This is a genomic window from Streptomyces odontotermitis, assembly GCF_050510915.1.
GTDB lineage: Bacteria > Actinomycetota > Actinomycetes > Streptomycetales > Streptomycetaceae > Streptomyces.
The window spans coordinates 106,980-133,387 of sequence record NZ_JBNJLS010000008.1; the positions used below are offsets into that span (position 1 = coordinate 106,980).

The 26,408-nt window shown below is 72.5% G+C and carries 23 protein-coding genes; 16 read left to right on the forward strand and 7 right to left on the reverse strand.

Features of this window, described 5'->3' with window-relative positions:
• Positions 1 to 9: 9 nt before the first annotated feature.
• A complete protein-coding gene (locus ACQB60_RS23570; protein ID WP_496928074.1) occupies positions 10 to 561 on the reverse strand; it encodes a DoxX family protein in 552 nt (183 codons plus the stop codon).
• 76 nt (positions 562 to 637) lie between these two features.
• Here ACQB60_RS23570 and pdxR point away from each other — a divergent pair, with 76 nt between their 5' ends.
• From pdxR to ACQB60_RS23610, 8 genes are all read left to right on the forward strand, one after another.
• Positions 638 to 2,077, forward strand: a complete 1,440-nt coding sequence (pdxR, locus tag ACQB60_RS23575; RefSeq protein WP_496928075.1) for a MocR-like pyridoxine biosynthesis transcription factor PdxR — start codon at positions 638 to 640, stop codon at positions 2,075 to 2,077.
• Positions 2,078 to 2,157: 80 nt separating this feature from the next.
• Entirely contained in the window at positions 2,158 to 2,526 is a 369-nt protein-coding gene (locus ACQB60_RS23580; protein WP_496928076.1) for a hypothetical protein, read from the forward strand.
• A gap of 86 nt (positions 2,527 to 2,612) precedes the next feature.
• Positions 2,613 to 3,092: a hypothetical protein gene (locus tag ACQB60_RS23585; protein WP_496928077.1), complete on the forward strand. Its 480-nt coding sequence runs from the start codon at positions 2,613 to 2,615 to the stop codon at positions 3,090 to 3,092.
• 60 nt (positions 3,093 to 3,152) lie between these two features.
• Positions 3,153 to 4,034 (forward strand): aminoglycoside phosphotransferase family protein, encoded by an 882-nt coding sequence (locus tag ACQB60_RS23590; RefSeq protein ID WP_496928078.1) that lies wholly within the window; start codon positions 3,153 to 3,155, stop codon positions 4,032 to 4,034.
• A gap of 219 nt (positions 4,035 to 4,253) precedes the next feature.
• Positions 4,254 to 4,445: a hypothetical protein gene (locus tag ACQB60_RS23595; RefSeq protein ID WP_496928079.1), complete on the forward strand. Its 192-nt coding sequence runs from the start codon at positions 4,254 to 4,256 to the stop codon at positions 4,443 to 4,445.
• Between the two features lie 106 nt (positions 4,446 to 4,551).
• Positions 4,552 to 7,350 (forward strand): ATP-binding protein, encoded by a 2,799-nt coding sequence (locus ACQB60_RS23600; RefSeq protein ID WP_496928080.1) that lies wholly within the window; start codon positions 4,552 to 4,554, stop codon positions 7,348 to 7,350.
• A 112-nt stretch (positions 7,351 to 7,462) separates the two neighbouring features.
• On the forward strand, positions 7,463 to 8,209 hold the full coding sequence (locus ACQB60_RS23605; RefSeq protein WP_496928081.1) for an AfsR/SARP family transcriptional regulator: 747 nt from the start codon (positions 7,463 to 7,465) through the stop codon (positions 8,207 to 8,209).
• A gap of 99 nt (positions 8,210 to 8,308) precedes the next feature.
• A complete protein-coding gene (locus tag ACQB60_RS23610) occupies positions 8,309 to 8,449 on the forward strand; it encodes a hypothetical protein (protein WP_496928082.1) in 141 nt (46 codons plus the stop codon).
• A gap of 161 nt (positions 8,450 to 8,610) precedes the next feature.
• Here the strand turns inward: ACQB60_RS23610 and ACQB60_RS23615 are convergent, their stop codons facing one another.
• Genes ACQB60_RS23615 through ACQB60_RS23625 form a run of 3 tightly spaced genes read right to left on the reverse strand, consistent with a single transcriptional unit; the run spans position 8,611 to position 12,596 of the window.
• The gene (locus ACQB60_RS23615) at positions 8,611 to 9,999 is read right to left on the reverse strand and encodes a hypothetical protein (RefSeq protein ID WP_496928083.1); all 1,389 of its coding nucleotides are present in this window, start codon (positions 9,997 to 9,999) and stop codon (positions 8,611 to 8,613) included.
• Entirely contained in the window at positions 9,986 to 11,035 is a 1,050-nt protein-coding gene (locus ACQB60_RS23620) for a caspase family protein (RefSeq protein WP_496928084.1), read from the reverse strand. Before ACQB60_RS23620 ends, ACQB60_RS23615 begins: the two co-directional genes overlap by 14 nt.
• 25 nt (positions 11,036 to 11,060) lie before the next feature.
• Positions 11,061 to 12,596: a hypothetical protein gene (locus ACQB60_RS23625; protein ID WP_496928085.1), complete on the reverse strand. Its 1,536-nt coding sequence runs from the start codon at positions 12,594 to 12,596 to the stop codon at positions 11,061 to 11,063.
• 211 nt (positions 12,597 to 12,807) lie between these two features.
• Between ACQB60_RS23625 and ACQB60_RS23630 the strand changes: the two genes are divergently transcribed.
• The 5 genes from ACQB60_RS23630 to ACQB60_RS23650 all read left to right on the forward strand — a co-directional run bounded on the left by ACQB60_RS23630 (position 12,808) and on the right by ACQB60_RS23650 (position 18,861).
• Positions 12,808 to 13,833: a LacI family DNA-binding transcriptional regulator gene (locus ACQB60_RS23630; RefSeq protein ID WP_496928086.1), complete on the forward strand. Its 1,026-nt coding sequence runs from the start codon at positions 12,808 to 12,810 to the stop codon at positions 13,831 to 13,833.
• A 135-nt stretch (positions 13,834 to 13,968) separates the two neighbouring features.
• Positions 13,969 to 15,345 (forward strand): ABC transporter substrate-binding protein, encoded by a 1,377-nt coding sequence (locus ACQB60_RS23635; protein ID WP_496928087.1) that lies wholly within the window; start codon positions 13,969 to 13,971, stop codon positions 15,343 to 15,345.
• A gap of 7 nt (positions 15,346 to 15,352) precedes the next feature.
• Entirely contained in the window at positions 15,353 to 16,303 is a 951-nt protein-coding gene (locus tag ACQB60_RS23640) for a carbohydrate ABC transporter permease (protein ID WP_496928088.1), read from the forward strand.
• Positions 16,304 to 16,316: 13 nt separating this feature from the next.
• Entirely contained in the window at positions 16,317 to 17,198 is an 882-nt protein-coding gene (locus ACQB60_RS23645; RefSeq protein WP_496928089.1) for a carbohydrate ABC transporter permease, read from the forward strand.
• A gap of 61 nt (positions 17,199 to 17,259) precedes the next feature.
• The gene (locus tag ACQB60_RS23650) at positions 17,260 to 18,861 is read left to right on the forward strand and encodes a glycoside hydrolase family 13 protein (RefSeq protein WP_496928090.1); all 1,602 of its coding nucleotides are present in this window, start codon (positions 17,260 to 17,262) and stop codon (positions 18,859 to 18,861) included.
• Between the two features lie 18 nt (positions 18,862 to 18,879).
• On the opposite strand, the gene ACQB60_RS23655 is transcribed toward ACQB60_RS23650, so the two are convergent.
• From ACQB60_RS23655 to ACQB60_RS23665, 3 genes are read right to left on the reverse strand one after another with little or no spacing between them, the layout of a single operon-like run.
• Positions 18,880 to 19,695, reverse strand: a complete 816-nt coding sequence (locus tag ACQB60_RS23655) for a transporter substrate-binding domain-containing protein (protein WP_496928091.1) — start codon at positions 19,693 to 19,695, stop codon at positions 18,880 to 18,882.
• 11 nt (positions 19,696 to 19,706) lie between these two features.
• Positions 19,707 to 21,305: a M81 family metallopeptidase gene (locus ACQB60_RS23660; protein WP_496928092.1), complete on the reverse strand. Its 1,599-nt coding sequence runs from the start codon at positions 21,303 to 21,305 to the stop codon at positions 19,707 to 19,709.
• Positions 21,302 to 22,519: an ROK family protein gene (locus ACQB60_RS23665; protein ID WP_496928257.1), complete on the reverse strand. Its 1,218-nt coding sequence runs from the start codon at positions 22,517 to 22,519 to the stop codon at positions 21,302 to 21,304. Before ACQB60_RS23665 ends, ACQB60_RS23660 begins: the two co-directional genes overlap by 4 nt.
• A 166-nt stretch (positions 22,520 to 22,685) precedes the next feature.
• Between ACQB60_RS23665 and ACQB60_RS23670 the strand changes: the two genes are divergently transcribed.
• From ACQB60_RS23670 to ACQB60_RS23680, 3 genes are read left to right on the forward strand one after another with little or no spacing between them, the layout of a single operon-like run.
• Positions 22,686 to 24,539, forward strand: coding sequence for a peptide ABC transporter substrate-binding protein (locus ACQB60_RS23670; protein ID WP_496928093.1), 1,854 nt, complete (start codon positions 22,686 to 22,688; stop codon positions 24,537 to 24,539).
• A complete protein-coding gene (locus ACQB60_RS23675) occupies positions 24,536 to 25,495 on the forward strand; it encodes an ABC transporter permease (RefSeq protein ID WP_496928094.1) in 960 nt (319 codons plus the stop codon). The genes ACQB60_RS23670 and ACQB60_RS23675 overlap by 4 nt, the downstream gene beginning before the upstream one ends.
• The gene (locus tag ACQB60_RS23680; RefSeq protein WP_496928095.1) at positions 25,492 to 26,397 is read left to right on the forward strand and encodes an ABC transporter permease; all 906 of its coding nucleotides are present in this window, start codon (positions 25,492 to 25,494) and stop codon (positions 26,395 to 26,397) included. Before ACQB60_RS23675 ends, ACQB60_RS23680 begins: the two co-directional genes overlap by 4 nt.
• The last annotated feature ends 11 nt before the right edge of the window (positions 26,398 to 26,408 follow it).

The following is a 26,408-nucleotide window of genomic DNA, read 5'->3' on the forward strand; positions in this document are numbered from 1 at the left end:
GGCCGGGTCCTACACCGACAGGCGACGGTCCACGACCAGCACCAGCGAGCCGCGCGGCGCCAGCGCGAGCATCAGCGCCGCCGCGAGCCCGCTGAACACGGCGAACTTGAGCGGGGCCTGCACATCGACGAAGACGGCCATCGAAAGGCCGAAGAAGAGCAGCAGGCCCACGCACAGCCAGGCCGTCCAGCGCAGCGCCACACCGATCAACAGGGCGATCCCGAGGGCGAGTTCGGCGACCGTCGCGGCCACCGCGACGGCGTCGACCGCCCAGCCGGACAGGTACGGGGCGAGGGCTGCGGTGTTGGTCTCGAAGGCGTCGAAGGTGCCCCAGGCCACGGAGCCGGTGCCGAACTCGCCCCACAGGCCGAACCGGTCGGCGACCGCGGAGAGGAACGCGGCGGCGAGCGCCAGGCGCGCGACGACGGTGGCGATCCGCCAGGGGACCGGGCTCTCGCCCGCCGTCTGTATCCAGTGGTGCAGCGTGCGCAGGGTGCGCACGGTGGAGTTCCTTCGCCGTGAAGTCGTCGAAAGCGTCGCATCCGCTTGCTGTGAGGTCATGCCGGGACCGTAGGTTCGGCCGGTCCAACTGGTCCAAGAAGGTGGACCAGTTCGGTGCGGTTAGCCTGGACCAGTCATGGATCTTCATCTGGAGCTGGATGCCTCACTGCCGCTGAAGTCGGCGGTGGAGGAGGCGATTCGGGCTGCGATACGGACCGGACGGCTGCGGGTCCCGGATCCGCTGCCGTCCACCCGGGCCCTCGCGGCGCAGCTCGGCGTGGCGCGCGGGACCGTGGTCGAGGCGTACGCGCAGCTCGCGGCCGACGGCTGGCTGCGCACGCGGCGGGGTGCGCCCGCCCGGGTCGCCCGCGACGCCGGACAGGCACCCGAACCGGCCGCCGTGCAGCCGGAGTTGAGCGCCACGGAGCCCGTACGGTGGGACCTCCGGCCCGGCGTCCCCGACGTCTCCCTCTTCCCGGGACCTTCCTGGGCGGCCGCCGTCCGGGAGGCCACCCGGCACGGCCCGGACGCGTACGCCTACGGTGATCCGCGCGGCCGCCTCGAACTCCGGTCCGCCCTCACCGGCTATCTGAGCCGCACCCGCGGCGTGGCCGGGACGCCGGGGCAGACCCTGGTGACCGGCGGGTTCGCCGATGGACTCGCCCTGGTGGCGGGGGCGTTGCGGGCGCTCGGGGTGCGGGACATCGCGATGGAGGACCCCTGCCTTCCCGTGCACCGGCAGATCGTCGCGCGGGCCGGGCTCACCGTGCACCCGGTACCGGTGGACACGCGCGGCCTCGACGTCGGCGCGCTCGCCGCCACACCCGCCCGGGCGGTGCTCGCCACACCGGCCCATCAGTTCCCGCTCGGCGTGACGCTGAGCCCGCTGCGGCGGCGCCGGCTCGTCGAGTGGGCGCGGCGGGTCGACGGGTATGTGATCGAGGACGACTACGACGGGGAGTACCGCTTCGACCGGCGCCCGGTGAGCGCCCTGCAGGCCCTCGACCCGGCGCGCGTCGTCTACGGCGGCACGACGTCGAAGACCCTCGCCCCGGCGATGCGGCTCGGCTGGCTGGTGCTGCCGGACCGGCTCTGCCGACCGGTGGTGGACCGGGTGGTGTGCCAACAGGCGCCGCCGCTGGACCAGTTGGCCCTCGCGGAGCTGATCCGGGGCGGGCGGTACGACCGCCAGGTGCGGCGCACCCGGGGCGAGTACCGGCGCCGCCGGGACCGGCTGATCGCGGCGGGGCTGCCGCTGACCGGCATCGCGGCCGGGCTGCACGCGGTGCTCTCGGTGCGGGACGAGGAGGAGCTGCTCACCGAGGCGCGGGCCGCTTCGGTCGCCCTGTTCGGGCTGGGACCCTTCTGGCACGAGCCGGACCCATCACGCCCCGGCCCGCACCCGGACCCGCGCACCGGCCCGCGTCGCCCCCAGGGCGTGATCGTGGGCTACAGCCGCCCACCGGCCCGGACCGCCCCCGAAGCACTGGACCGACTCATCGCCGTGACGGCCCGCGCGGGCTTGCGGCCTGGGATCCAGCCGCCTCGGTGCGCTGCACGAGCCCTCCCAGAATGAGGGCGAGGCCCGCCTCGAACGCCGGTTCGTGATCGATCTCCGGTACGTCGGCCGGCCGCTCTATGACGTCACCGGAGTCCGTGTCGGCTCCCTACAGCGGCATGGGCGTCTCCGGCGGCCTGGTCGGCGCCTACGTCCTGGCCGACGAGATCAACCGGCACGCCGACGACCGGCCCACCGCCCTGGCGAACCACGACGGCGTGCTGCAGCCCTTCATCGACGAGATCCAGGCCGAAGTGAACCCCCGCCTGCTCCGCCTCGGCATGCCCATGAGCAAGCACGCGATCAGCGCCCTCCAGGCCGCCACGGCCCTGGCGTGCCTCCTGCGCATTCCCGACCTCACCGCCCGCTTCGCGACGGCGGACCGCGGCGGCGACTGGCGGCTCCCCGGCTACCGCCCCCTGCCGCCACACCGTCGAACGGCGCGCGCGGGCCTGCCCGGTGCGTGAGGGTTCACCACCCCCCACGCCCCGCGCACCCGCGTCACTCCCGTGAGCGATAACGGTGATCGCCGCCGCCTGATTGGGTCGGGATCATGACCAAGCAGCTCAGGAATCTCCAGCACCTCGCCCTGGCCGTCTCCGCCGTCGCCCTGGTGGTGGCGGGCCCGCTCGCCGCCACCGCGACCGCCGCCCCTCTGCCTCAACTCCCGGGGTCCGGGGCCTCCTTCCGCGCCGAGAGCCCCGCCGCGACGCAGGTCGACGCCTTCTTCGGCGCCTACCGTCGCGCCTCGCTCGGCGGGGTCGAGGAGACCCCCGAGGAGGTGCGCCACCTGTATCTGGACCCGGAACTCGACGTCCGGCTCACCGACTGGGCCGCCGAGCACGACGCCGACCCCGTCTTCCGCGCGCAGAACATCCCGGACTCCTGGTCCGTGGCCACGCTCACGAGCGACGAGGACACCGAGACGGTGGTCCTCACCGAGCACTGGGGAGACGGCTCGACCACCACCGTCTGGTACACCGTCCGGCTCGCCGACCTCGTCATCGTCGGGCTCACGGACCCGCCCCTGTGACCCGTCCCCTCTGACACCTGCCCGACCCGGCCCCCGCCGCTTCCGTGCCATGATCGCGGGATGCCGCACCCGTCCGCCGCCCTCGCCCGCAGCATCGTCGCCGCCGCCCTCCCCCGGGAGCCCGGCCCCGACGTGCGCCCCGTCGACGAGGGCGGCGAGCACTCCACCTGGTGGGTGGGCGAACGGCACGTGCTGCGGCTCGCGTTGGACGCCGACGGGTCGGTGCGGCAGCGGCGCGAGCTCGCGCTGCGGGACGCCGTCCGGGGTCGCGTCGGAGAGGTCGGTGTGCCCGCGAGCGTCGCGTCCGGGACCTGGGCGACCGGACTGACGTACACCCTCGACACGCTGCTCCCCGGGACCTCCGCCGAGGTGCGGGGCGTCTGCGCCGCGGACGAGCGGGATCTGGCCGCGCTGCTCTCGGGCCTCGCCTCCTTCCCGGGAGCGGAGGCCGACGCCCTCGGGGTGCCCGTCGAGCGGCCGCGGGCCCTGGACGACGTACGGAAGCAAGCCACGGACGCGGCGCGGCAGTTGGCCGACAGCGGGGAGGTGGAGCGTGAGCTGCTCGGGCGGCTCACCGGACCAGCGGCGGAGTTCGAGGCGGTGGCCGCTCCGGCCCTCGTCCTCAGCCACTACGACCTCAAGGGCGAGCACCTGCTGGTCACGTCGGCGGGCCGGGTCGCGGGCGTGCTCGACTGGACCGACGCGGCCGTCGCCGACCCGGCCGAGGACGTCGCGGGGCTCGCCCTCTCCGTCGGCGCACCCGCCGCCGTCCGGGTGGCCGCGCTCGCCGGGCACTCCCCCGCGACCGCCGCCCGCGGTGTGGCGCTCGCCCGCTGCGACACGCTGATCCGCCTCGCCGAGCGGCTGTACGGGACGGACGACAGCCCGCTCCCGCTGCTGCGGGTGCAGCGGGAGCGGGCCTGGGCGGCGCTGCCCGCGTAGGGCGACTCGAGAGAAGTTCTCAGCGGAATCCCAGAGGTGTCCCAGGGGTGCCCCGGAGGAATCTTCACCAGGACGTCCCGTTTGCGGAGTTGGTCCCCCCGCACCCTGGGGACATCCCTGGGTGGCGCACCGAAGCGGAGCCGGGGGGCGGCTCCTAGTCTGGATTCCGTCGCCAAGTGTCACGGCTCATGGGCCTGAGCCTGACTCCGGGAGGGCGCTGTGCGCTATGTGATCGAGGTGTACCGCTCGCCCGGTGGGGTGTACGGGAGTGTCGTGACGGAGAGCGGTGAGGAGACGGCCGGTGCCCGGCCGTTTCACGGCTGGCTCGAACTGCTCGCGCTCCTGGAGCCGCCGCCGGAGCCGCAGGGAGCGGGGCTTGTCGTGTCTCCGCCGGCGGAGGATCTGTCCTGAGACGCCCGAAGGACATTCCTCGGGATTCCCGCTTGTGCGCGGGGTGGTCGCGCCCCCATCGTGGACCTTTAGGGGCAGGCATCCCATGCAGGGGTCCGGGGGCGGTATGGCCGACGACGTGTTCTCCGGTCGCGCACAGGAACTCACCGCGCTGCACGAGGAGTTCCGGCGTGCGAGCGCGGGCGAGCCGCGCCTCGTCCTGGTGGAGGGGCCCGGTGGCATCGGCAAGACCGCCCTGGTGCGCCGCTTCCTCGACACCGCGCCGGGCCGCCCCTGTCTGCTGCACGCCAGCGGCGAGGAGAACGAGAGCGCGCTGCCCTGCGGGGTGCTCGCCCAGTTCGTGGGCCAGAGCCCACTCCCGCCGCCCGACGCGCTGGCCGCCCTGGCCTCCGTACCGAAGTCGCTGCCGCCGAACCTGGCGCCGATGGCGGCGGGTTTCGGACTGCTCGACCTGCTCGGCGAGGTACAGGCCAAGGGGCCCGTGGTGCTGGTGCTCGACGACGCCCACTGGGCGGACGCGCCGTCCATGAACGCCCTGACGTTCGCGCTGCGACGGCTGCGCGGTGAGCGGGTTCTGGCCATCGTGACCCTGCGCGACCTGAACAACCCGGCGCTGCCCGACGGGATCCGCCGGCTCCTCACGGACGTGCGCACCCGGCATCTGCCGCTGGAGGGGCTCACCCCCTTCGAACTCACCTCGCTGGGCGCCGAGTTGGCGGCGCTGCGGCTGCCGCACTCGGCTTCCGTGCGGCTGCACGCGCACACCCGCGGCAACCCGCTGCACGCCCGCGCGCTCCTGGACCAGGTGCCCGCCCCCGTACTCATGGACGTCGGCACGCCGCTGCCCGCGCCGCGCTCGTACGCGATGCTCGTCCTCGCCAATCTCGCCGACTGCGGCTCCCAGGCCCGTCGCCTCGTGCAGGCGGTGAGCGTCCTCGGCCTCACCTGCCCGCTGCACAGGGCCGCTTCGCTCGCCCGGCTGCCGCAGCCGCTGCCCGCCCTGGAGCGGGCCATCACCGCGGGCCTGCTGCACTCCTCGCCGCCCGGCTCCGCACCCGAGGTGTCCTTCCCGCACCCGCTGGTGCACGCGGCCGTCTACCAGGACATCGGGCCCGCCCAGCGCGCCGCCCTGCACACCCGGGCCGCCGCCCTGGTCGAGGACGAGTACGCGAGCCTGCGCCATCGGGTGCTCGCCGCGACCGGGCCCGACGAGCACCTGGCCGCCGCGCTCGCCGCCTGTGCGCGCCGGGAGGCGGCCACCGGTCAGTGGGCGGTCGCGGGCACGCATCTGCGGCACGCCTCGCGCGTCGCCACGACCGCCCTGGAGCGGGACCGGCTCGCAGTGGAGGCTGTCGAGGCGCTGCTCCTGGACGGGCGGGTGCACGAGTCGGCGGAGCTCGCGGCCGCGCTCCCGGACAGCACGGCCCCGGCGCTGCGCGGCTATGTGCGCGGCTATGTGGCCCGGGTGGAGGGGCGCACCGAACAGGCGCAGACACTGCTCCTCGACTCCTGGGAGCAGTGCGACCAGGACGCCGAGCCTTCGCTCGCGGCGCGCACCGCCGAGCAGTTGAGCTACGCCGCGGTGATGCGCGGGCGGGCCGCCGACGCGGCGCGCTGGGCGGAGCGGGCGCAGCGGCTCTCCACGCTGCAGGGGCCGAGCCGGATGCTGCGCTTCAACCATCTGATCGCGCTCGGTCTGAGCGGCGCCGCGAAGCAGGGCATCGCGCTCGCCGCCGATCTGCCCGATCCGCTGCTGGTGCCGCTGGGCAGCATCGATCTGCTGCTCGCGCGGGGGCAGTTGAGGCTGTGGTCGGACGATCTCGACGGGGCGCGCCAGGACCTGCTCAGCGCCGTCGCCAACTGCCGCAACACCACGGTGCCGCTGCGGCTGCTGTCCTCGTCGGCCCTCGCTCAGGCCCTGCACCGGCTCGGCGACTGGGACGAGGCGCTGATCCACGCGGAGACGTCCGCCTCGATCGCGGACGACACCGACCAGTCGTGGCTGAAGCCGGTGACGCACGGCGTGGCCGCGCAGATCCTCGCGGCGCGCGGCGCCTGGGACCGGGCGGAGGGGCATCTGCGGATCGCCCTGGACGCGCCGGGCAGCGCAGAGACGGCGGTCGCCTTCGCGTACGCGGCCTCCGCGCACGGCCACTTCGCGGACGCCCGCGCGGAGCCGGAGCGCGTCGTGGACGCGCTGCGCCCGCTGCTGCGCTACGCCGACCACGACGGCGTCAACGAACCGGGCGTGGTCGACTGGCACGAGCTCCTCGTCGAGGCGCTGGTCCAGCTCGGCGAGCTGGACGAGGCCGAGGCGGTGCTCGCGCCCTTCGAGTCGCGGGCCGCGGACCGGTGCCGGCACTCGGCGATGGCGGGGGCGGCCCGGGTGCGGGCGGCGCTGCTCGCGGCGCGGCGCGACAAGTCCGGCGCGGAGGCCGCGTTCCGGCGCGCCCACGACCACGCGGCCCAGGTGCCCATGCCCTTCGTCCGGGCCCGGGTCGACCTGGACCACGGCGCCTTCCTGCGGCGGGTGGGGCGCAGGGCCGCGGCGGTGGCACGCCTGCAGTCGGCGTACGACACGATGTCGGCGCTCGGCGCGCTGCCCTACCGGGCCCGCTGCGCCCGCGAACTCGACGCCTGCGGCCGGGCGGCGCCCCCGCGCACGGACAGCGATCCGGCCCAGAACGGGTCGGCGGGCGACGGCGCGGACGGCGCGCTCACCCCGCAGGAGCTGGCCGTCGCCCGCCTCGCCTCCCAGGGCCTGACGAACCGGCAGATCGCCACGGCCCTGGCGCTGAGCGTGAAGACGATCGAGTACCACCTGGGGCACACGTACGCGAAGCTCGGCATCACCTCCAGGATCGGTCTGGTCGCCCGGCTCGCGCCGCACCCGCACCCCTCCTAGTGGCCGCCCCCAGGGGGACACCGGGGTAATCCCTGGTTCACTCCCCGAGGCGACCCGGTACGGCCCGCCCCTACCGTCGGGGCCGTACACGGGAAGCACTGGAGGTGTTCGGATGGCTTCCTCGACATCCCTGACCGCGTGCGGCGACACACCGGCCGCGCTGCGTCTGGGTCTGCTGGGGGGTTTCCGCCTGAGCCACGGGGGCGACGGCGGCAACGAGATCGACGTCACGGCGAGCGGTCAGCAGCTGCTCGCCCTGCTCGGCCTGCGCGGGCCCGCCACCCGCTCGGTCCTCGCGGGCACACTCTGGCCGGAGGTGCCCGAGCACCGGGCCCGGGCCAGCCTGCGCACCGCCATGTGGCGGCTGAACGGGGCGGGTTCGGCGATCGCCGACGCGCGCACCGGCGTCCTGTCGCTCAGCCCGCTGGTCCGCATGGACATCGACGACCTGACGGCCACCGCCCACGAGGCGCTGTCGGCGGCCGACGGGTCCCGGGTCCGCGGCGAGTCGGCCGTCCTGCTCGGCCGGGGCGAACTGCTGCCGGGCTGGGACCAGGAGTGGGTGGTCTTCGAGCGCGAGCGGCTGCACCAGCTGCGGCTGCACGCCCTGGAGGCCCTGTCCGCGCGCCTGGTCGACCAGGGCGCGTACGCGACCGCTCTGGAGGCCGCGCTGGAGAGCACCCGCATCGATCCGCTGCGCGAGAGCGCCCACCGCGCGGTCGTCTCGGTGCACCTCGCCGAGCACAACGTCGCCGAGGCGGTGCGCCACTACGAGGGCTTCCGGGCCCTGCTGCTGCGGGAGTTGGGGGTCGAGCCCTCGCGGCAGTTCTCGGTGATGGTGCGGCGCGTGCTGGTGTGAGGGCGCGCCCGGCGCGTACGCGGGTGTGACGGGCCGGTGACGCGAGCCCCGCCACGATGGACGCGCCTCGTCCGGGAGACGGGGGAGACGGGCCGGACTATGGGGGGCCGCCCGTCCGGAGCGACGCCCCGGCGGCTGTCCGCGCAGCCGCCGGGACGGGACCGCTCGGCCCTGGGCGAGGCGCTCACCGGCCGGGTGGCCGCACGCCCGAACGGCAACGGGGCGGAGAAGGACAACTGAGACCGCCGTACGTGTGGATCACGGGGCCATGCGTACGGGGAGATGCGCGGACGCACGGACGGGGGTGCGTGTGGACGCGGCAGGGGCGGGGCGCCGTGAGCTCGGCGCCCCGCCCCCTTTCTCTTCCCCCTGGGGCTCCCCCGGGCCCCCTTCTCAGTGGCTCATTCGGCGGCCCGCAGTCCCGCCACCGCCCGCTCGACGGCCTTGTGGGGCAGGCCCGTTCGGCGGCAGAGCTCCTTGGCCGACAGTTCGCGCAGGACCGTGTCGACGTCCTTGCCCTCGATGGCGGCGATCTGCTGGACGTAGCCGCGTACGCGGTCGACCGGGTCGGCGGCGTCCGGGCGCGGCCCCGCGGGCGCCTGCGGGGGCGCCCCGGGCAGGCCGCCCCTGGCCTCGTCGGCGCGGCGCGGCTCCTGCTCCAGCCAGGTCGTCCACACGCCGCGGCCCACCAGGTGCGCGGCGGCCGACTCGGCGACGGAGCCGTCCTCGATGACGCCCGGGTCGACGGCGTCGGCGGCGACCAGGAGGCGGCAGGAGGAGACGAGTTGGGGCGGCGCCGTGACGGACGGCAGCTCCAGGTCCGCGCGCTGGTCCGCGGGCAGCAGGGTGGCGAGCGCCAGGGCGTCCGGGTGGCCGGGGACGCTCGCGAGCAGCCGGTGGATCATGTCGCGCTGCCACTCCCGGTCGAGGGCGGCCCCCTTGCCCAGGAGCATCGCGTGTGCGCCGACGATGCCGAGGAACGGCGCCATCTTCTTGGAGTGCAGCATGAGCGAGATCTGCTCGTCCGAGACCAGTTCGAGGCCCTGCCGGAGCCCGGAGAGGGCTGCCTCCAGGGCGAGCGAGCGGGCCGGGTCGGCGTCGCTCCAGCCGTCTCCCTCGCGCGCCATGTGCACCGAGGCGTACTGGGGTTCCGGGCCCTGGCTGCCGTTGGGCACGAAGACCATCGTGGTCCAGCCCTCCTGCACCCACAGCGCCTGCGCCAGCGGGTAACCGCCGCCGTTCGGGACGCGGGTGCGCAGCCGGTAGCCGCCGGGCGCGAGCGGGGCGCTGAACGCCGACCACTCCTGGTCGCCGGAGCTCGTCCAGCCGTCCTCGCCGCCGTCCACGGGCGTGCCGTCCTCGGCGGCGACCTCCAGGGCGTAGGGCGCGAGCCGGCGGCCGCGGCGCAGATTGCGGAGCAGGACCATGAGGCTGGGCACGCCGGTGCCATGGGTGGAGGCGCGGCTGAAGCGCACGGCCGCCTCCTGGTGGTCCTCGCGGGTGGAGGACGTGCCCACCAGGGGCGCGGGCGTGGGGATGCGGGGCAGCGGCAGCCGTTCGACGAAGGGTTCGCCGCCGACCTCGACGAGCTTGCTGTCGACCGCGCCGCCGAAGCGCTGCTCGATGCGGTAGATGCCCGGCGTGAGCGTCGTCTCGACGGTGCCCATCCGGTGGATGACCTCTTCGAAGGCCGCGTCCGTGACGGTGACCATCACGGAGGGCGTGTCGGGGATGACCACGAACGGCACGCCGTACTCGGCCCGTTCGCGGCGCCGGTCAGAACTGGACACCGTTGCCACCGCCTGTCACTACCTCGAAGAAGCCGTCGTTGCGGAAGTCGGGGGCCATGTCGCTGTCCGGGATCATCCGGTAGAGCCCGGGGACGAGGGACTCGACGCTCTCGTCCTTCTCGACGAAGACCCGGCGCGGCTCGTCGAGGCGGCCGCGGAGTTCGACCCAGCCGCGGAACCCGGCCGGGAAGCGCAGCGTCACCGGGTAGGCCCCGTTCCCCTGGAGTCGGGCGAGGACGAGCGGCTCGCTGAGCTGGGTGCGGAACGTCGCGCGCTGGGAGACCACTCCCCTGGCGCGCTCCAGGACGTGCTGCTGCACGTAGTTGCGCAGCTTGTCCGAGGTGACCGCGCCGTCGGTGACGGTGGCGCCGCCCGCACCGCGCAGCCCTTCCAGGAGCGCGGTGGTGAAGTAGCCGCGCGCCTGGTCGGGGTCGGCCGGCAGGGATTCGTAGGCGGGGTCGCCGAGCGAAGCGGCGTACCCGATCAGCCAGTTGACCTTGTCCGGCGTCTCGTTGGTCTCCGTGAACGGCGGGGCGAAGGGCGCCACGGTGCCGAACCTGGTGCGGCAGCAGTCGGCGAAGAAGACGACCTCGTGGAAGGGCGAGGCGGACTCGTACCACTCCACGTACTTGCCCACGGCGATGTGGTTGCCGAGCATGTGCATCGCCGCGTCCGCCATGAGCAGCGCCGCGTCGCCCCCGAACGGCGCGATGCCGTGGCCCGCGAGGAACACGTACAGGCGGGTCTCGGCCCAGGACTCGGGCCGCTCCTCGAGGGCCTGGCGGACGGCGTCGTGGGCCCGGATCAGGGCGCGGACGACGTTGGCCGTCGTGGGCTTGGCGCACGTGTAGTCGGTGACCTGTTCGTCCTCCTCCGTGGCCGCGACGAGCGTGACGTTCGCCGCGGGCACATCACCTCCGGCCGGGTCGACGAGCCACTCGGCGAAGCGCTGCGCGTCTCCTCGCGGCCCGCGTAGATCGCTGATCGCCGGGTAGCGGTTGATGCCGACCACCACCGCGTAGTGCAGGCTGTTCATCGGGCGTCCCCCTGCGTTCGCTCTCTCACTCGGCGAGCATGGCGGCCACGCTCGCCAGGACCTCCGGGTCGTCGTCGAACCCGGAGTGGCTGTGGGCGCCGGAGCGCAGGCCCGGGCCGCCGTCGTGCGGCGACCACACGGTGCGGGTCGCGTCGGCGTCCAGGAAGTCCCGTACGGCGGCGATGTCCTGGCCCGCGCCGCCCGCCCCGTCGCTGTAGGCGCGCTGCATCCCGGCCAGCGGGAGGACGGCGGAGCGCCCGTCCGGGTCGCGCTCCAGGACGCCGGAGACGAAGTACAGGAGCGACCTGGGGTACAGGTGCGGCACCAGGTGGTCGGCGCGCTCCGCGGTGTCGGTCATGGTGAACATGCGGAAGCGGTCGAAGAGTTCGGCCCTGCGGCGCACGACGGGCGCGAGGTGCGCGACGGTGCAGGCGGGGGCGAGCAGTACGACGTCGCGGATGCGGAAGTCGGCCGGGACGGGCTCCTCGGCGGCGGTGCGGCGGCGGTCGAGGTCGGTGAGGAGGTTGTCGATGAAGACGGCGCCCGCACTGTGTCCGACGACGGAGAGCCGGGGCCGGGGTCCGGCGGCGAGGAGTTCGCCGAAGCGGTCCATGAAGTAGCGTCCGGCGCGCACCTCGCCGGGCAGCGCGGGCGCGGCGAAGGTGGCGGCGGTCTGCTGCTTCATGGCGTCCCAGATGGCGGCGCCGACGTTGGCGACGTAGAACTCGCGCAGGATCTCCTCGACGACGGTCGGGTACAGACCGTGGTCGCTGTGCGCGCGGAAGCGGCCCACGACGGCGCCGACCACGCGGACGGTCTTGCGCACCAGGAGCGCCGAGGTGACGACGGCCCGCTCGACGTCGGCCGCGACCGTGGCGACGGTGAGTTCGTCGACGGTCGCGGGCGACATCAGGGTGGCGGCGGCCGCGCGTCCCCCCGTGACACCGCGCGCCGCCGCCTGCTCGGTCGGTCCTTCGGGTGCCGCCTCGACGGGGTCCTGGTAGGCCGAGTTGACGATCTCTCGGTTGCGCAGGGCGAGTTCGGTGTCCGCGTCGAGCTCGGCGGTGATGCGCTCGCGCTCGGCCTCGCTCAGCTGCTCCACCTCGGGCGGGGCGACGAGCTGCCCGTACGGCTCCTGGCCGCGCTCGGCCAGGGACAGTTCGGCGGCGACGGCGCGGGCCGGCGGGGTGGGCACGGTGCCGAGCGAGCGGCGGCCCGGCTGGGCGAAGACGAGCCCGGCCGCGTAGCGCGTGACGCGGTGGAGCAGGGTGCGGAAGACGCTCTCGGAGAGGATCTTCGGGAGGTTGCCGCGGACCGTCTCCAGGAGGCCGCTGCTCCACACGAAGAAGACGGGCGTGACACCGGCGGCCTCGTAGACCGGGGTGAGGCGGGCGGCGGTGGCGAAGCCGAGGGCGTCGTCGACGAGTCCGCCGTGGAAGTGCAGGACGACCCGCGGCCGGTCCTTGAGCCCGGCGACGAGCGCGTCGATGTCGGCGGTCGTGGTCGTGGCGAGCCGGCCGTTCTCCCGGGTGTGGATGCAGTTGCTGCGGCGTGTGTCCATCTCCGAAACCTCCCGGCCTGCGGACCGGGTGACGGCTCCCGGCGCAGGGCAGCGTAGGACCGGGCCGTCCGCGCACACCTCGGGGACCGGCTCGGGGATGTCCCTGGTGAGCGGGGCCGGGGTACGGTGCCCCTGGTCGGCGGGCCGGGCGAAGCGGGCCATATCCCCACTCCAGCAAGCCACTTGCAAGGCTTGCGCTAGCCTTGCGTTCATGACGCGACGACTTGCTCAAGTGGCCAAGAAGGTCGGGGTCAGCGAGGCCACGGTCAGCCGGGTACTCAACGGCAAGCCGGGGGTTTCGGAGGCGACCCGGCAGTCCGTGCTCAGCGCGCTCGACGTGCTCGGATACGAGCGGCCGACGCAGCTGCGCGGGGAGCGGGCCCGCCTGGTCGGCCTGGTCCTGCCCGAGTTGCAGAACCCGATCTTCCCCGCGTTCGCCGAGGTGATCGGGGGCGCCCTCGCCGGGCAGGGGCTGACGCCCGTGCTGTGCACCCAGACCAAGGGCGGTGTCTCGGAGGCCGACTATGTGGAGCTGCTGCTGCAGCAGCAGGTCTCGGGCGTCGTCTTCGCGGGCGGCCTGTTCGCGCAGGCGGACGCCCCGCACGAGCACTACCGCCTGCTCGCGGACCGGAAGATTCCGGTGGTCCTCATCAACGCGGCCGTCGAGGACCTGGGCTTCCCCGCGGTCTCCTGCGACGACGCGGTCGCGGTGGAGCAGGCGTGGCGCCATCTGCGCTCGCTCGGCCACGAGCGGATCGGGCTGCTGCTCGGCCCGCCCGACCACATGCCCTCGCAGCGCAAGCTGGCCGCGGCCCGGGCGGCCGCGCGGGCGGGCGGCGGCGAGCTGCCCGACGGGCGGGTGGCGCGCACCATGTTCTCCCTGGAGGGCGGGCAGGCGGCGGCCGCGCGCCTGATGGACGAGGGCGTGACCGCGTTCATCTGCGCGAGCGACCCGATAGCGCTCGGCGCCGTGCGGGCCGCGCGCCGCCGGGGGCTGAGCGTGCCGGGCGACATCTCCGTGGTGGGCTACGACGACTCGGCGTTCATGAACTGCACCGAGCCGCCGCTGACGACGGTGCGCCAGCCCATCGAGTCCATGGGCCGGGCGGCGGTCGCCCTGCTCGCCGCGCAGATCGAGGGCGGCAACGCACCCACGGAGGAACTGCTCTTCGAGCCCGAGCTGGTGGTGCGCGGCTCCACGGGCCCGGCACCCTCCTCCGCCTCCTCCGCCCGGTAACTGCCGCTACCTGTCAAGGAATTACGAAAACTGCGCGACATCTTGCGAACCGCTGTGGGCGGTGGTTGAGTGTGGGCCGCCACACAGCGCGCCGCTGTGGGCGTTCCCACGCTTCTGCCCAAGAGGGGTTCGCTGATGAGCAGTTCAGGGTTCCAGCGCACACGCACCACCGGGTTCCGCCGCACCCGCACCGCCTTCCTCACCACGGCACTCGTCCTCACGCCGCTGACCGCCTGCGGGGGCGGCGGCAGTGACTCCGCGGACGGCAAGACGCACATCTCGGTCAACTGCTGGCCGCAGCCCAGCGCGAAGATCGACCACAAGCGCTTCGCCGAGGACCTCAAGACGTTCGAGGCGAACAACCCCGACATCGACGTCGAGGCCCACGACGCCTTCCCCTGCCAGGACCCGAAGACGTTCGACGCCAAGCTGGCGGGCGGGCAGATGGAGGACGTGTTCTACACGTACTTCACGGACACCCAGCACGTCGTCAACATCAACCAGGCCGCCGACATCACCGAGTACGTCAAGGACCTGAAGGGCTATCAGGCGATCTCGAAGCCGCTGCGCGACGCCTACACCGTGGACGGCAAGGTGTACGGGGTGCCGCGCACCAACTACTCGATGGGCCTGCTCTACAGCAAGAAGCTGTTCAAGAAGGCCGGGCTGGACCCGGACAAGCCGCCCGCCACCTGGGCCGAGGTCCGCACGGCCGCCAAGAAGATAGCCGGGCTCGGCGGCGGCACCGTGGGCTACGCCGACTACAGCGCGCAGAACCAGGGCGGCTGGCACTTCACCGCCGAGCTGTACTCGCAGGGCGGCAGCGTCGTGAGCGAGGACGGCAAGAAGGCGACCGTGGACACGTCAGAGGGCCGCGCCGTTCTGCAAAACCTGCATGACATGCGCTGGACCGACAACTCCATGGGCTCCAAGCAGCTGTTGATCATCAATGACGCGCTCCAGATGATGGGCGGCGGCAAGCTCGGCATGTACCTGGCGGCCCCGGACAACGTGCCGCGCATCGTCAAGGAGGCGGGCGGCGACTACAAGGACCTCGCGTTCGCCCCGATGCCCGGCGGCAAGGGCACGCTCATCGGCGGCGACGGCTACATGTTCAACAAGAAGGCGAGCCCCGCACAGATCAAGGCGGGCCTCAAGTGGCTGGAGTGGACCTTCCTCACGCCCGGCAACGGCTTCCAGAACAACTACCAGCGCCTCGCGGGGGACGGCTCGCCCGTCGGCCTGCCCGAGCCCCGGCTGTTCACCGGCGTCACCGACGCCAAGGACCAGGAGCTCAAGAAGAAGTCCGCCAACGTCCCCGTCGAGAACTACCAGTCGTTCATCGACGGCAACCGCAAGCTCGACCTGAAGCTGGAGCCGCCGAAGGGCCAGCAGATCTACGCGGTCCTCGACGGCGCGGTCTCGGCGGTCCTCACCAAGAAGGACGCGGACATCGACCAGCTCCTGGGGGACGCCCAGAGCAAGATCGACGGCATCCTGGCGCGGGGCTGAGCCGGCGGTGAAGACAGCAGCACCCCCGGACCGCCCGGCGCGCGCCTTCCCGGCCGCGCGCCACCGCCCCGCACCGCGCCGCCCCAGCCCGCTGCGCCGCAGACTCACCGACCAGGCCCGGGCCTACGGCTTCCTGATCGGCGGCCTGCTCTGCTTCGCGCTGTTCTCCTGGTACCCGGCGATCCGCTCCGTCGTGATCGCCTTCCAGAAGTACACGCCGGGAGCGGAGCCGGAGTGGGTGGGCACCGCGAACTTCACCCGGGTCTTCGAGGACCCCGAGTTCGGCGCCGCCTGGCGCAACACGCTCACCTTCACGCTGCTCGCGCTCGCGATCGGCTTCGCGGTGCCCTTCCTGATGGCGCTCGTCCTCAATGAACTCCGGCACGCCAAAGCCTTCTTCAGGGTCGTCGTCTATCTGCCGGTGATGATCCCGCCGGTGGTCAGCGCCCTGCTGTGGAAGTGGTTCTACGACCCCGGCGCGGGCCTCGCCAACGAGGTCCTGCGCTTCGTGCACCTGCCGACGTCCAACTGGTCCAACGGCTCGGACACCGCGCTCGTCTCCCTCGTCATCGTGGCGACCTGGGCGAACATGGGCGGCACCGTCCTGATCTACCTGGCCGCGCTCCAGTCGATCCCGGGCGAGCTGTACGAGGCGGCCGAGCTGGACGGCGCGAACCTGTGGCAGCGGATCCGGCACGTCACGATCCCGCAGACCCGCTTCATCATCCTGATGCTGATGCTCCTTCAGATCATCGCGACGATGCAGGTGTTCACGGAGCCGTTCGTCATCACCGGTGGCGGACCGGAGAGTTCGACCGTCACCGTCCTCTACCTCATCTACAAGTACGCCTTCCTCTACAACGACTTCGGCGGCGCCTGTGCGCTCAGCGTGCTGCTGCTCATCGTCCTCAGCGCCTTCTCCGCGCTCTATCTGCGCCTGACGCGCGCCGACGACTGAGAGGAGCCCCGCCATGGCACCGAACGTCCGCACCCTCGTCTCGCCGCTCACCCTGTCCAGGCCGCGCGGCAAGGCCCTCTACTGGGCCGTCTTCACCGGCGTCGTCCTGCTCTTCGCCCTCGCCTTCCTGTTCCCGGTGTACTGGATGGTCACGGGCGCCATGAAGTCCCCGGACGAGGTGACCCGCACCCCGCCGACCGTCGTCCCGGAGAAGTGGCACACCAGCGGCTACACCGACGCCTGGGACCTGATGGACCTGCCGACCCACCTGTGGAACACGGTGGTGCAGGCGGCCGGGGCCTGGCTGCTGCAGATCGTGTTCTGCACGGCCGCCGCGTACGCGCTGTCCAAGCTGAGGCCCGCGTTCGGCAACATCATCCTCGGCGGCATCCTGGCGACGCTGATGGTGCCCGCGCAGGCCCTCGTCGTACCGAAGTACCTCACGGTCGCCGACCTGCCGTTCACGCACACCAACCTGCTCAACGACCCCCTGGCGATCTGGCTGCCCGCCGTCGCCAACGCCTTCAACCTCTATCTGCTCAAGCGGTTCTTCGACCAGATCCCGCGCGACGTCCTGGAGGCCGCGGAGATCGACGGGGCGGGCCGCATCCGCACCCTCGTCTCCATCGTGCTGCCCCTGTCGCGCCCCGTCCTCGGCGTCGTCTCGATCTTCGCGCTCGTCGCCGTCTGGCAGGACTTCCTCTGGCCCCTGATGGTCTTCTCCGACACCGGCAAGCAGCCCATCAGCGTGGCTCTCGTGCAGCTCTCGCAGAACATCCCGCTGACGGTACTGATCGCCGCGATGGTGATCTCCAGCATCCCGATGGTCGCGATGTTCCTGGTGTTCCAGCGCCACATCATCGCCGGGATCAGCGCGGGCAGCACGAAGGGCTGACGCCCCCTCCCCGCCGCACCACCCCTCACACCTTCCCCATCCCCCGTGAAAGGCACTCACCGTGGGACAGCCCTCCCCTGCCTGGTGGCGCTCCGCCGTGATCTACCAGGTGTACGTCCGCAGCTTCGCCGACGGCGACGGCGACGGCACCGGAGACCTCGCCGGCGTCCGCGCCCGCCTCCCCCAGCTCGCCGAACTCGGCGTCGACGCCCTGTGGTTCACGCCCTGGTACGTCTCACCCCTGGTCGACGGCGGCTACGACGTGGCCGACTACCGCGCGATCGACCCCGCGTTCGGCACCGTGGAGGAGGCCGAGAAGCTCATCTCCGAGGCGCGCGAACTCGGTCTGCGCACCATCGTCGACATCGTTCCCAACCACGTGTCCGACCAGCACCGCTGGTTCCAGGAGGCCCTCGCGGCGGGCCCCGGCAGCCCCGAGCGGGAGCGCTTCCACTTCCGGCCGGGCCGCGGCGCGCACGGCGAACTCCCGCCCAACAACTGGCCCTCCCAGTTCGCCGGCTCCACCTGGACCCGCCTGCCCGACGGCGACTGGTACCTCCACCTCTTCACGCCCGAGCAGCCCGACCTCAACTGGGCCCATCCCGAGGTGCGCGCCGAGCACGAGTCCGTGCTGCGCTTCTGGTTCGACCGGGGCGTGGCCGGGGTGCGCATCGACTCCGCGGCCCTGCTGGCCAAGGACCCGCTCCTGCCCGACCACGACGAGGACTCCGGCGCCCCCAACCCGTACATCGACCGCAACGAACTGCACGACATCTACCGGTCCTGGCGGGCCGTCGCCGACGCCTACGAGGGCGTCCTGATCGGCGAGCTGTGGCTGCCCGAGCCGGAGCGCTTCGCCCGCTATCTGCGCCCCGACGAGCTGCACACCGCCTTCAACTTCGACTTCCTGGCCCGCCGTTGGGACCCGGCCGAGCTGCGGGCGTCCATCGAGGAGACGCTCGCCCACCACGCCCCGGTCCGGGCACCCGCCACCTGGGTCCTGTGCAACCACGACGTGACGCGCACGGTGACCCGCTACGGCCGCGCCGACACCGGCTTCGCCTTCGCCACCAAGCGCCACGGCACCCCGACGGACCTCGCCCTCGGCACCCGGCGCGCCCGCGCCGCCGCCCTGCTCACGCTCGCCCTGCCCGGCTCCGTCTACCTCTACCAGGGCGAGGAGCTGGGGCTTCCGGAGGCGGAGATCCCCGAGGGCCGGGTCCAGGACCCGATGCACTTCCGCTCGGGCGGCACGGATCCGGGCCGGGACGGCTGCCGGGTGCCGCTGCCCTGGGAGGCCGACTCCCCGCACGCCGGGTTCGGCACCTGGCCGTACGAGGAGCCCTGGCTGCCGCAGCCCGCCGACTGGCCCTCGTACGCCGTGGACCGGCAGGCAGCGGACCCGGACTCGATGCTCGGCCTCTACCGCGAGGCGCTGCGGCTGCGGCGCACGGAGCCCGGGTTCGGCGACGGTCCCCTCGCCTGGCTGGAGACCGCGCCGGAGGTCCTCGCGTTCGTACGGGACGGCGGCCTGCTCTGCGTGGTCAACATCGGCCGGGAACCGGCCGAACTCCCGCCCCACACGGCGGTGTTGCTGACCAGCGGCCCGCTGGACGGGCGGGGGCGGCTGCCGGGCGACACGGCGGCGTGGCTGCGCGCCTGAGCGTGCCGGAGAAGAGGCTCAGCTCATCCACTCCGCCTCGTACGCCTTGTACGTGCCGTCGTGCGTGGCCAGGTGCACGAACTGGTCGACGTACTCCTTGAACGGCTCGTCGCCCCGCGGCAGCGCGTACGCCTTCTCGGAGAAGGTGAACGGCTTGTCGGGGTGGAGCGAGCACAGTTCCGGGTGGAGCTTCGCCTGGTAGCGGGTCTCACTGGCATCGGTCATCATCACGTCGGCCCGCTTGCCGATGATCTCCTGGAAGATCGTGGTGTTCTCCGGGTGGACCTTGATGGTGGCCTGTTTGATGTGCTCGCGGGCGAACTGCTCGTTGGTGCCACCGGGGTTGACGATCACGGTGGTGCCGGGCCTGTCGATGTCCGCCAGCGCCCCGGCGCCGTACTTCTCCTTGTCGGCGCAGCGCACGATGGGCGTCTTGCCGTCGGTGCGGGTCGGTTCGCTGAAGTACACGGAGCGGGCGCGCGGCAGCGTGACGGAGACACCGCCCATCGCGATGTCGCAGCGCCCCGCCTTCAGGTCGTTCACCAGGTCCGCCCACTTGGTGGCGACGAACTTCGGCTTCGCGTCGAGGCTCTTGGCGAGGTCGCCCGCCATCTTGATGTCGATGCCGCTGTGGCCGCCGTCGGCGTCGAGCCGGGTGAAGGGGGCGTAGTCGCCGGTCGTGCAGACGCGCAGGACGCCCTTCTTGGGGACGGAGTCCAACAGGCTGGTCGTGCCGGGCCGTTGGTGGTGCCCGGTACCTTGGGGTGCGGCGGGGGCCGCGGCCGTGACGGCGAGGACGCAGACCAGGGCGGACAGGGTGGCGGCGCGCTTCATGCGGGGGCTCCTCAACGGGTCGGCGGGGGAAGCTGGACAGGGGTCAGATCGGGCGCCGCATTCTCGTACGCGTCCTCGTCGAAGGGGTACAGGGGGCGCCCCACCCGGTGGTGGCCGAGGCGCACCAGGTCCTGGTCGACGCCGCCGGGGGTGAGGGCGAGCAGCCAGTCGGCGGCCATGGCGTGGAGCTCCGGCTCCAGGTAGCCGATCTTGACCACGACCAGGTCGTAGGTGCGCGGGTCGATGCCGAGGCCGCCCTCGGCCGGGCCCATGAAGTCGGCGAGGGTGTGGAAGGGCTTGCGGCGCCCGACGAGGATCACGGTCAGTCCGCCCACCTGGACGGCGGCCATGTCGACGCCCCGGTCGTAGGCGCCGCCCTCGGCCCGGTCCTTCTGGTCGGTGGCGCGCTGCAACGCCCGTACCGTGCCGGTGAGTTCGCAGGGGCCGCCGTGGCCGGTGTCGACCTTGCCGCCGACGGAGAGGGTGACCTCGGCGCCCACGCCCGCCGCGAAGCAGTGGGCGACGGCGGCCGGGTCGGTGATGCCCGGGTGGACGGCGGTCACGTCGCCGGAGCGGATGGCCTCGTGGGCGAGGAGCCTGCGCAGCATGTACGCGAGGTCGCCGGCGCCGCCCGCGGTCGGGTTGTCGCCCGAGTCGCTGATGAGGAAGGGCCGCTTGTCGGAGGCCACCGCCTGGGCGATGCACGCGTCGGCGGTGCCCGTGGGCCCGACGAAGACGAAGTCGCGGCGGGCCTCCCAGTAGCGGCGGGCGAGCTTCTCGGCCTCGGCGGCGGCGAGTTCGCCATCCTGGCCGGTGACGACGATCGCGGCCTGGCAGCGCGGTTCGTCCGCCCAGGCGTAGCCGACCCACAGCGCGGCGTCGAGGATGCCGGGCAGCCTCTCGATGTCGGCGAGGGAGGCGTACAGGGACTTGGCGGGCTCCAGTCGGGTGCTGGTCTTCTCGCCGGGCAGCAGGACGGGCACCTGGACCCAGGCGCGGTGCGGCCGGGTGCCGTCCAGGAGGCAGCGCACCAGGTTGCGGGCGGCGCGCTCGCGGGTGTCCCAGGCGTCCTCGTGCGGGGCGAGCCGGTGCGCGGTGAGCAGGTCGAGGGGCGCGGCGAAGCGGTGCGAGACGTTGCCGTGCAGGTCCATCGCGGTGGAGATCATGGGGCGTCCGGTGCCGTCCGGGGTGCCGACGTGGTCGAGGGCGGCGCGCACGGCCTCGGTCAGGTCGGCCTCGGCGTCGGTGAGGCCGACGACGCTCATGGCGCCGTGGATGTCGTAGACGAGGCCGTCGAGCGGTCCCGACTCCCGGATGCGGGTGACCAGTTCGTCCTTGAGCCTCAGATACGACTCCGCCTCCACGGGGCCGCCGGGCAGCGACGTCGCGTGCAGCAGGGGCACCCACTCGACGCTGTCCGCGAGGTCGCAGTCCGCCCTGGTCCACGTATAGCGGTCCAGGAGGTCCTGCCCGCGGGTCTGGCGGAAGTCGTCCGTGGTGGAGCGGTGCGGGCAGAAGGTCGACGACTCGATGCCGATGCCGCCGATGCCGATCCGCAGACGGCGGCCCGGGGCGCCCGCGGCGCCGGGCGCGGGGGTGGTGCGGGTCATGCGTGGACGCTCTCTTCCTGGGGGGACGGGGCGGTGGTCGGAAGGTTCTCGCGCAGGGCGGTGAGGCCCGCGCCGAGCAGGCCCGCGTCACGGCCGGTCACCGTGGTGGTGATCTCCAGGTCGGCGGTGGCGAGCGGCAGGCAGCGCTCGTACAGGACCCCGCGGACGGCGGCCACGAGCGGCTCGGCGGTCGCGAGGACACCGCCGAGCGCGACGGCCTGCGGGTTGAAGAAGTTCACGACGACGGACAGGACGGTGCCGATGTGGCGTCCGGCGGCGCGGACGAGGGTGGTGGCCTGCGGGTCGCCGTCCGCGACGAGGCGCAGCAGCTCGTTGGTGTCGGCCACCTCGACGCCCTGGGCGGCGAGTTCGCGGATGAGGGCGGCGCCGCTGGCGACGGTCTCCAGGCAGCCGATGTTGCCGCAGCTGCACGGCCGCTCCCCCGCCGCCTCCACCCGGACGTGGCTGATGTCGCCCGCGCAGCCCGCCGCGCCGTCGTGCGGGCGGCCGGCCGCGATGACGCCGCTGCCGATGCCGCGCCCGGCCTTCACCACGACGAGGTGGTCGAGCTCGGGGCGGGCCGCGCGGTGCTCGCCGACGGCCATCATCGTGGCGTCGTTGGCGACGGTGACGGGCATGCCGAGGCGCTCGGCGAGGACGTCGCGCAGCGGGTAGCGGTGCCAGCCGGGCATCCGCGACGGGCTGAGGACGCGGCCGTCGGCGGGCTGGACGGGGCCGGGGAAGGCGACGCCGAGGGCGCGCACGGCATGCCCGGACTCCCGTTGTGCGGCGGCGAGTTCGGTGACCCGTTCGCAGAGCCAGTCGACGGCGGACTCGGGACCCGCGGTGATGTCGTGCGGCAGGTCGACGGCGTCGCCGACCCCGCCGCCGACGTCGACGGCGCCGAGCCGGGCGTGGTGGCTGCCGAGGTCGGCGGCGAGGGCGACGCCGCCCTGTGCCCGGACCCGCAGCAGGCGTGGTCTGCGGCCCCCGCGGGAGGCGCCCTCACCGGACTCGGTGAGCAGCCCGGCCGCGACGAGCTCCTGGACACGCGCCGACACCGTCGACGGAGCGAGCCCCAGCTCCCGTACGAGCTCGGTCCTGGAGGACGCGGCGCCCGTCGAGACCAGATGCAGGATGTGCTGGGCCAATCCTTGTTCGCCGACTGCCGTTCCGGCCACGCTGCCGCCCCCAATTGCCGCACTGCGATCCATACTTGGTCTGTGCATATTGCGCACTTGTTTCGATGCCAGCGCCAACTCTAGGTCGATACGAATGAAGTTGACCAGAGGTGCCATCGAACTCGAACGAAGCTATTGACTTGCTTTTCTCCCTCGTCCTAGCGTTCGGGCGCCCCTCCGACGAACCCAGGGAGACCCCTTGACCCTGCGCTCCCTCAGAACAGCCGCCGCGGCGATCGCCCTCACGATGCTCGCCCTCGCGGGCTGCACCCGCGAGGGCGGCCGCATCGACATGGGACCGACCGGCGGCACCCCGGTGCGCGGCGGCACCGCGACGATGGCCCTGCCCCCGGCCGCCAGCCCCAACTGGATCTTCCCGATCGGCCCGCCGGGCTACGGCGCCTCGTACAACTACGCCATCCAGACGCTGCTGTTCCTGCCGGTGTACGACGCCGTGCAGGACCGGGCGAAGGGCGAGTTGACCACGCACGGGCCGAGCACCCTCGGCCTGAAGCCCCGGTACTCGCACGGGAACAAGACCGTGACCGTGCCGCTGCGCGAGGGCGTCAAGTGGTCGGACGGGACGCCGGTGACCGCCCGCGACCTGGAGTTCTGGTTCAACCTGCTCAAGGCGAACAAGGCGGAGTGGGGCAACTACTCGGTCGGCACGATGCCCGACAACGTCAAGCGCTTCGAGACCGTCGACGACCACACCGTGCGGCTGCACCTGAGCCGCGCGTACAACCCGGACTGGTTCAGCGCCAACCAGCTCACGCTGATGCGGGCGCTGCCCCGGCACGCCTGGGACGCGAAGACCGACGGCGGGAAGATCGGCGACTGGGACCGCACCCCGGCAGGCGCGAAGGAGGTCTTCGCCCGCCTCACCCAACACGCCAAGCGCCTCGGCTCCTACGCCTCCGACCCGCTGTGGAAGACCGTCAACGGGCCCTGGAAGCTGGCGGGTTGGCGCGACAGCGGCCAGGTCACCATCGTCCCGAACGAGAAGTTCACCGGCCCGGAGTCGGAGCGGCCGCGCCTGGACAAGGTGGTCTTCAAACCCTTCACGACCGCCGACTCCGAGTACAACGTGCTGCGTTCGGGAGGCGTCGACTACGGCTACATCCCGCCCTCGGTGATGGCGCAGAAGGAGAAGTTCGAGGACAAGGGGTACCGCGTCGACCCGTGGGAGGGCTGGGCGGTCACGTACATCGTCTACAACTTCAACTCCACGCACGCCGGGCCGATGATGTCCCAGCTCTACATCCGCCAGGCCATGCAGCACCTCGTCGACCAGAAGGCGATGAGCGACGTCGTCTGGCAGGGCAGCGCCACCCCGACGCTCGGCCCGGTGCCGGTCACGCCGAAGAGCCAGTACCTGTCGAGGGACATGGAGCACAACCCGTACCCCTTCTCCGTACGCAAGGCGAAGGAGCTGCTGTCCGCACACGGCTGGGAGGCCACGACGGACGGCGGCACCGCGCGCTGCACACGCCCGGGGACCGGCGCGGACCGGTGCGGCAAGGGCATCGGCCGGGGCGACCCGCTGGAGCTGACCCTCCTGTCGCAGTCCGGCTCGACGGAGACGACGAACACGATGCAGGAGCTGAAGTCGTCGCTGTCCAAGGCCGGGATCGACCTGACCGTGCGGCAGCAGCCGCTCAACTCGGTGCTCGGCAACTCCGTTCCGTGCAAGGCCGAGGACCCCGGGTGCGACTGGGACATGTCGTTCTTCGGGACGGCAGGCAGCTGGTACTACCCGCTCAACCCCAGCGGCGAGCAGCTCTTCTCCACCGGCGCCTCGGCCAACTTCGGCAACTACAGCGACAAGAAGGCCGACCAGATCATCCGGGCCGTGCAGTACTCCCCCGACATGAAGGCCGTGCACGCCTACGGCTCCTACCTCTCCGCGCAGCTGCCGGTGATGTGGCTGCCCAACCCCGCGTACCAGGTCTCCGTGATCCGCAACGACCTGCGCGGCATCGAGCAGAACCCGACCGTCACCTTCGCCCCGCAGCACTGGTACTACGTCAAGAAGAAGGGAGCCGCGAAGTGACCGGCTTCACCGGCTTTCTGGTCAAGCGCCTCCTGCAGGCACTCGTGGTGCTCTTCCTCGTCTCGGTCATCGTCTTCGTGCTGCTGCACCTGCTGCCCGGCGGACCGGCCCGCGCGATCCTCGGCCCCAAGGGCACCCCGCAGCAGATCGAGCACTTCAACCACCAGCAGGGCTTCGACCGTTCGCTGCCCGAGCAGTACGTGCTGTATCTCAAGCGCCTGGTCACCGGCGACCTCGGCGAGTCCTTCAAGCTCAACTCGCCCGTCTTCGACCTGCTGAAGCAGCGGCTGCCCAAGACGCTGCTCCTGACCGGCCTGTCCACGGCGCTCGCCGTCGTGATCGCGGTGCCGCTCGGCCTGCTCCAGGCGGTGCGGCGCGGCCGGCTCGCGGACTACGCGCTGACGGGGCTCGCCTTCCTGATGTACGCGACGCCGGTCTTCTTCCTCGGCCTCATCATGATCATCCTGTTCGCGCAGGTCCTCCCGATCTTCCCGGCGGAGGCGCCGCAGGGCGAGACGGTCGGCGAACTCCTGGGTGATCTCACGGGGTTGGTGCTGCCCGTCGTCACCATGGCGTTCGGCATCATCGCGATGTTCAGCCGCTACATGCGCTCGGCGGTGCTCGACAACCTCTCCGAGGAGTACGTCCGCACGGCGATGGCCAAGGGCCAGTCGAGCCGCCGCATCATGGTCCGGCACGTCCTGCGCAACGCCCTGATCCCCCTCGCGACACTGCTGGGCCTCTATCTGCCGACCCTCTTCAGCGGCGCCCTCGTCGTCGAGTCGATGTTCAACTACCCGGGCATGGGGCTGCTGTTCTGGAACGCCGCGCAGGGCTCCGACTTCCCTGTGCTGCTCGGCGTGACCCTCGTCGTCGGCGTCGCCACTGTCCTCGGCTCACTGCTCACCGACATCCTCTACGCCGTCCTCGACCCCCGGATCCGGAGCGTGGCATGACGTCCCCCGCTGTCCCCCTCACCGCGCCGGGCCACGAGGAGGCCGCCCTCGCCACACCCTCGCTGGCCCGCCGCACCCTTCGCGTCTTCACCGGCAACAAGCTGGCCCTGACGGGCGTGGTCGTCCTGGTGCTGCTGCTCGCCTTCAGCTACCTCGGGCCGCTGGTGTACGACACCGAGCAGGTGCACACCGACCTGGCTCAGGCCAACCTGTCCCCGGGCAGCTCCGGCCACCTCCTCGGCACCACCGACCTCGGCTACGACATGGTGGGGCGGCTCATGGTGGCCGGGCAGACCTCGCTCGAGATCGGCCTGGCGGCAGGGTTGTTGGCGACGCTCTTCGGCACCGTGTACGGCGCGATATCGGGCTACTTCGGGGGCTGGCTTGACGCCGTGATGATGCGCGTCACGGACGCGGCGCTCGCCATCCCTGCGATGTTCCTGCTGGTGGTCGTCGCCGCGATCATCACCCCGAGCAAGGGCGTCCTCGTCCTCATCATCGCCGCCGTGGCCTGGCTCTCCCCCGCGCGCCTGGTACGCGGCGAGGCCCTGTCGCTGCGCGACCGCGAGTACGTGCAGGCCATGCGGATGATGGGCGGCGGCGGGGCGCGCGCCGTCGCCAAGCACATCGTGCCCAACGCGATCGGCACGGTCATCGTCAACTGCACGTTCCAGATAGCCGACGCCATCCTGTACGTCAGCTACCTCGCCTTCCTGGGGCTCAGCATCCCGCCGCCCGCCGCGGACTGGGGCTCCATGCTGTCGGCCGGGATCACCTACACGCAGAACGGCTACTGGTGGCTGATCTTCCCGCCGGGCATCGCGATCGTGCTGGTCGTCGCCGCGTTCAACTTCATCGGCGACGGGCTGCGGGACGCGTTCGACGTACGGCTGCGGAAGTGAAGGAGCGCACC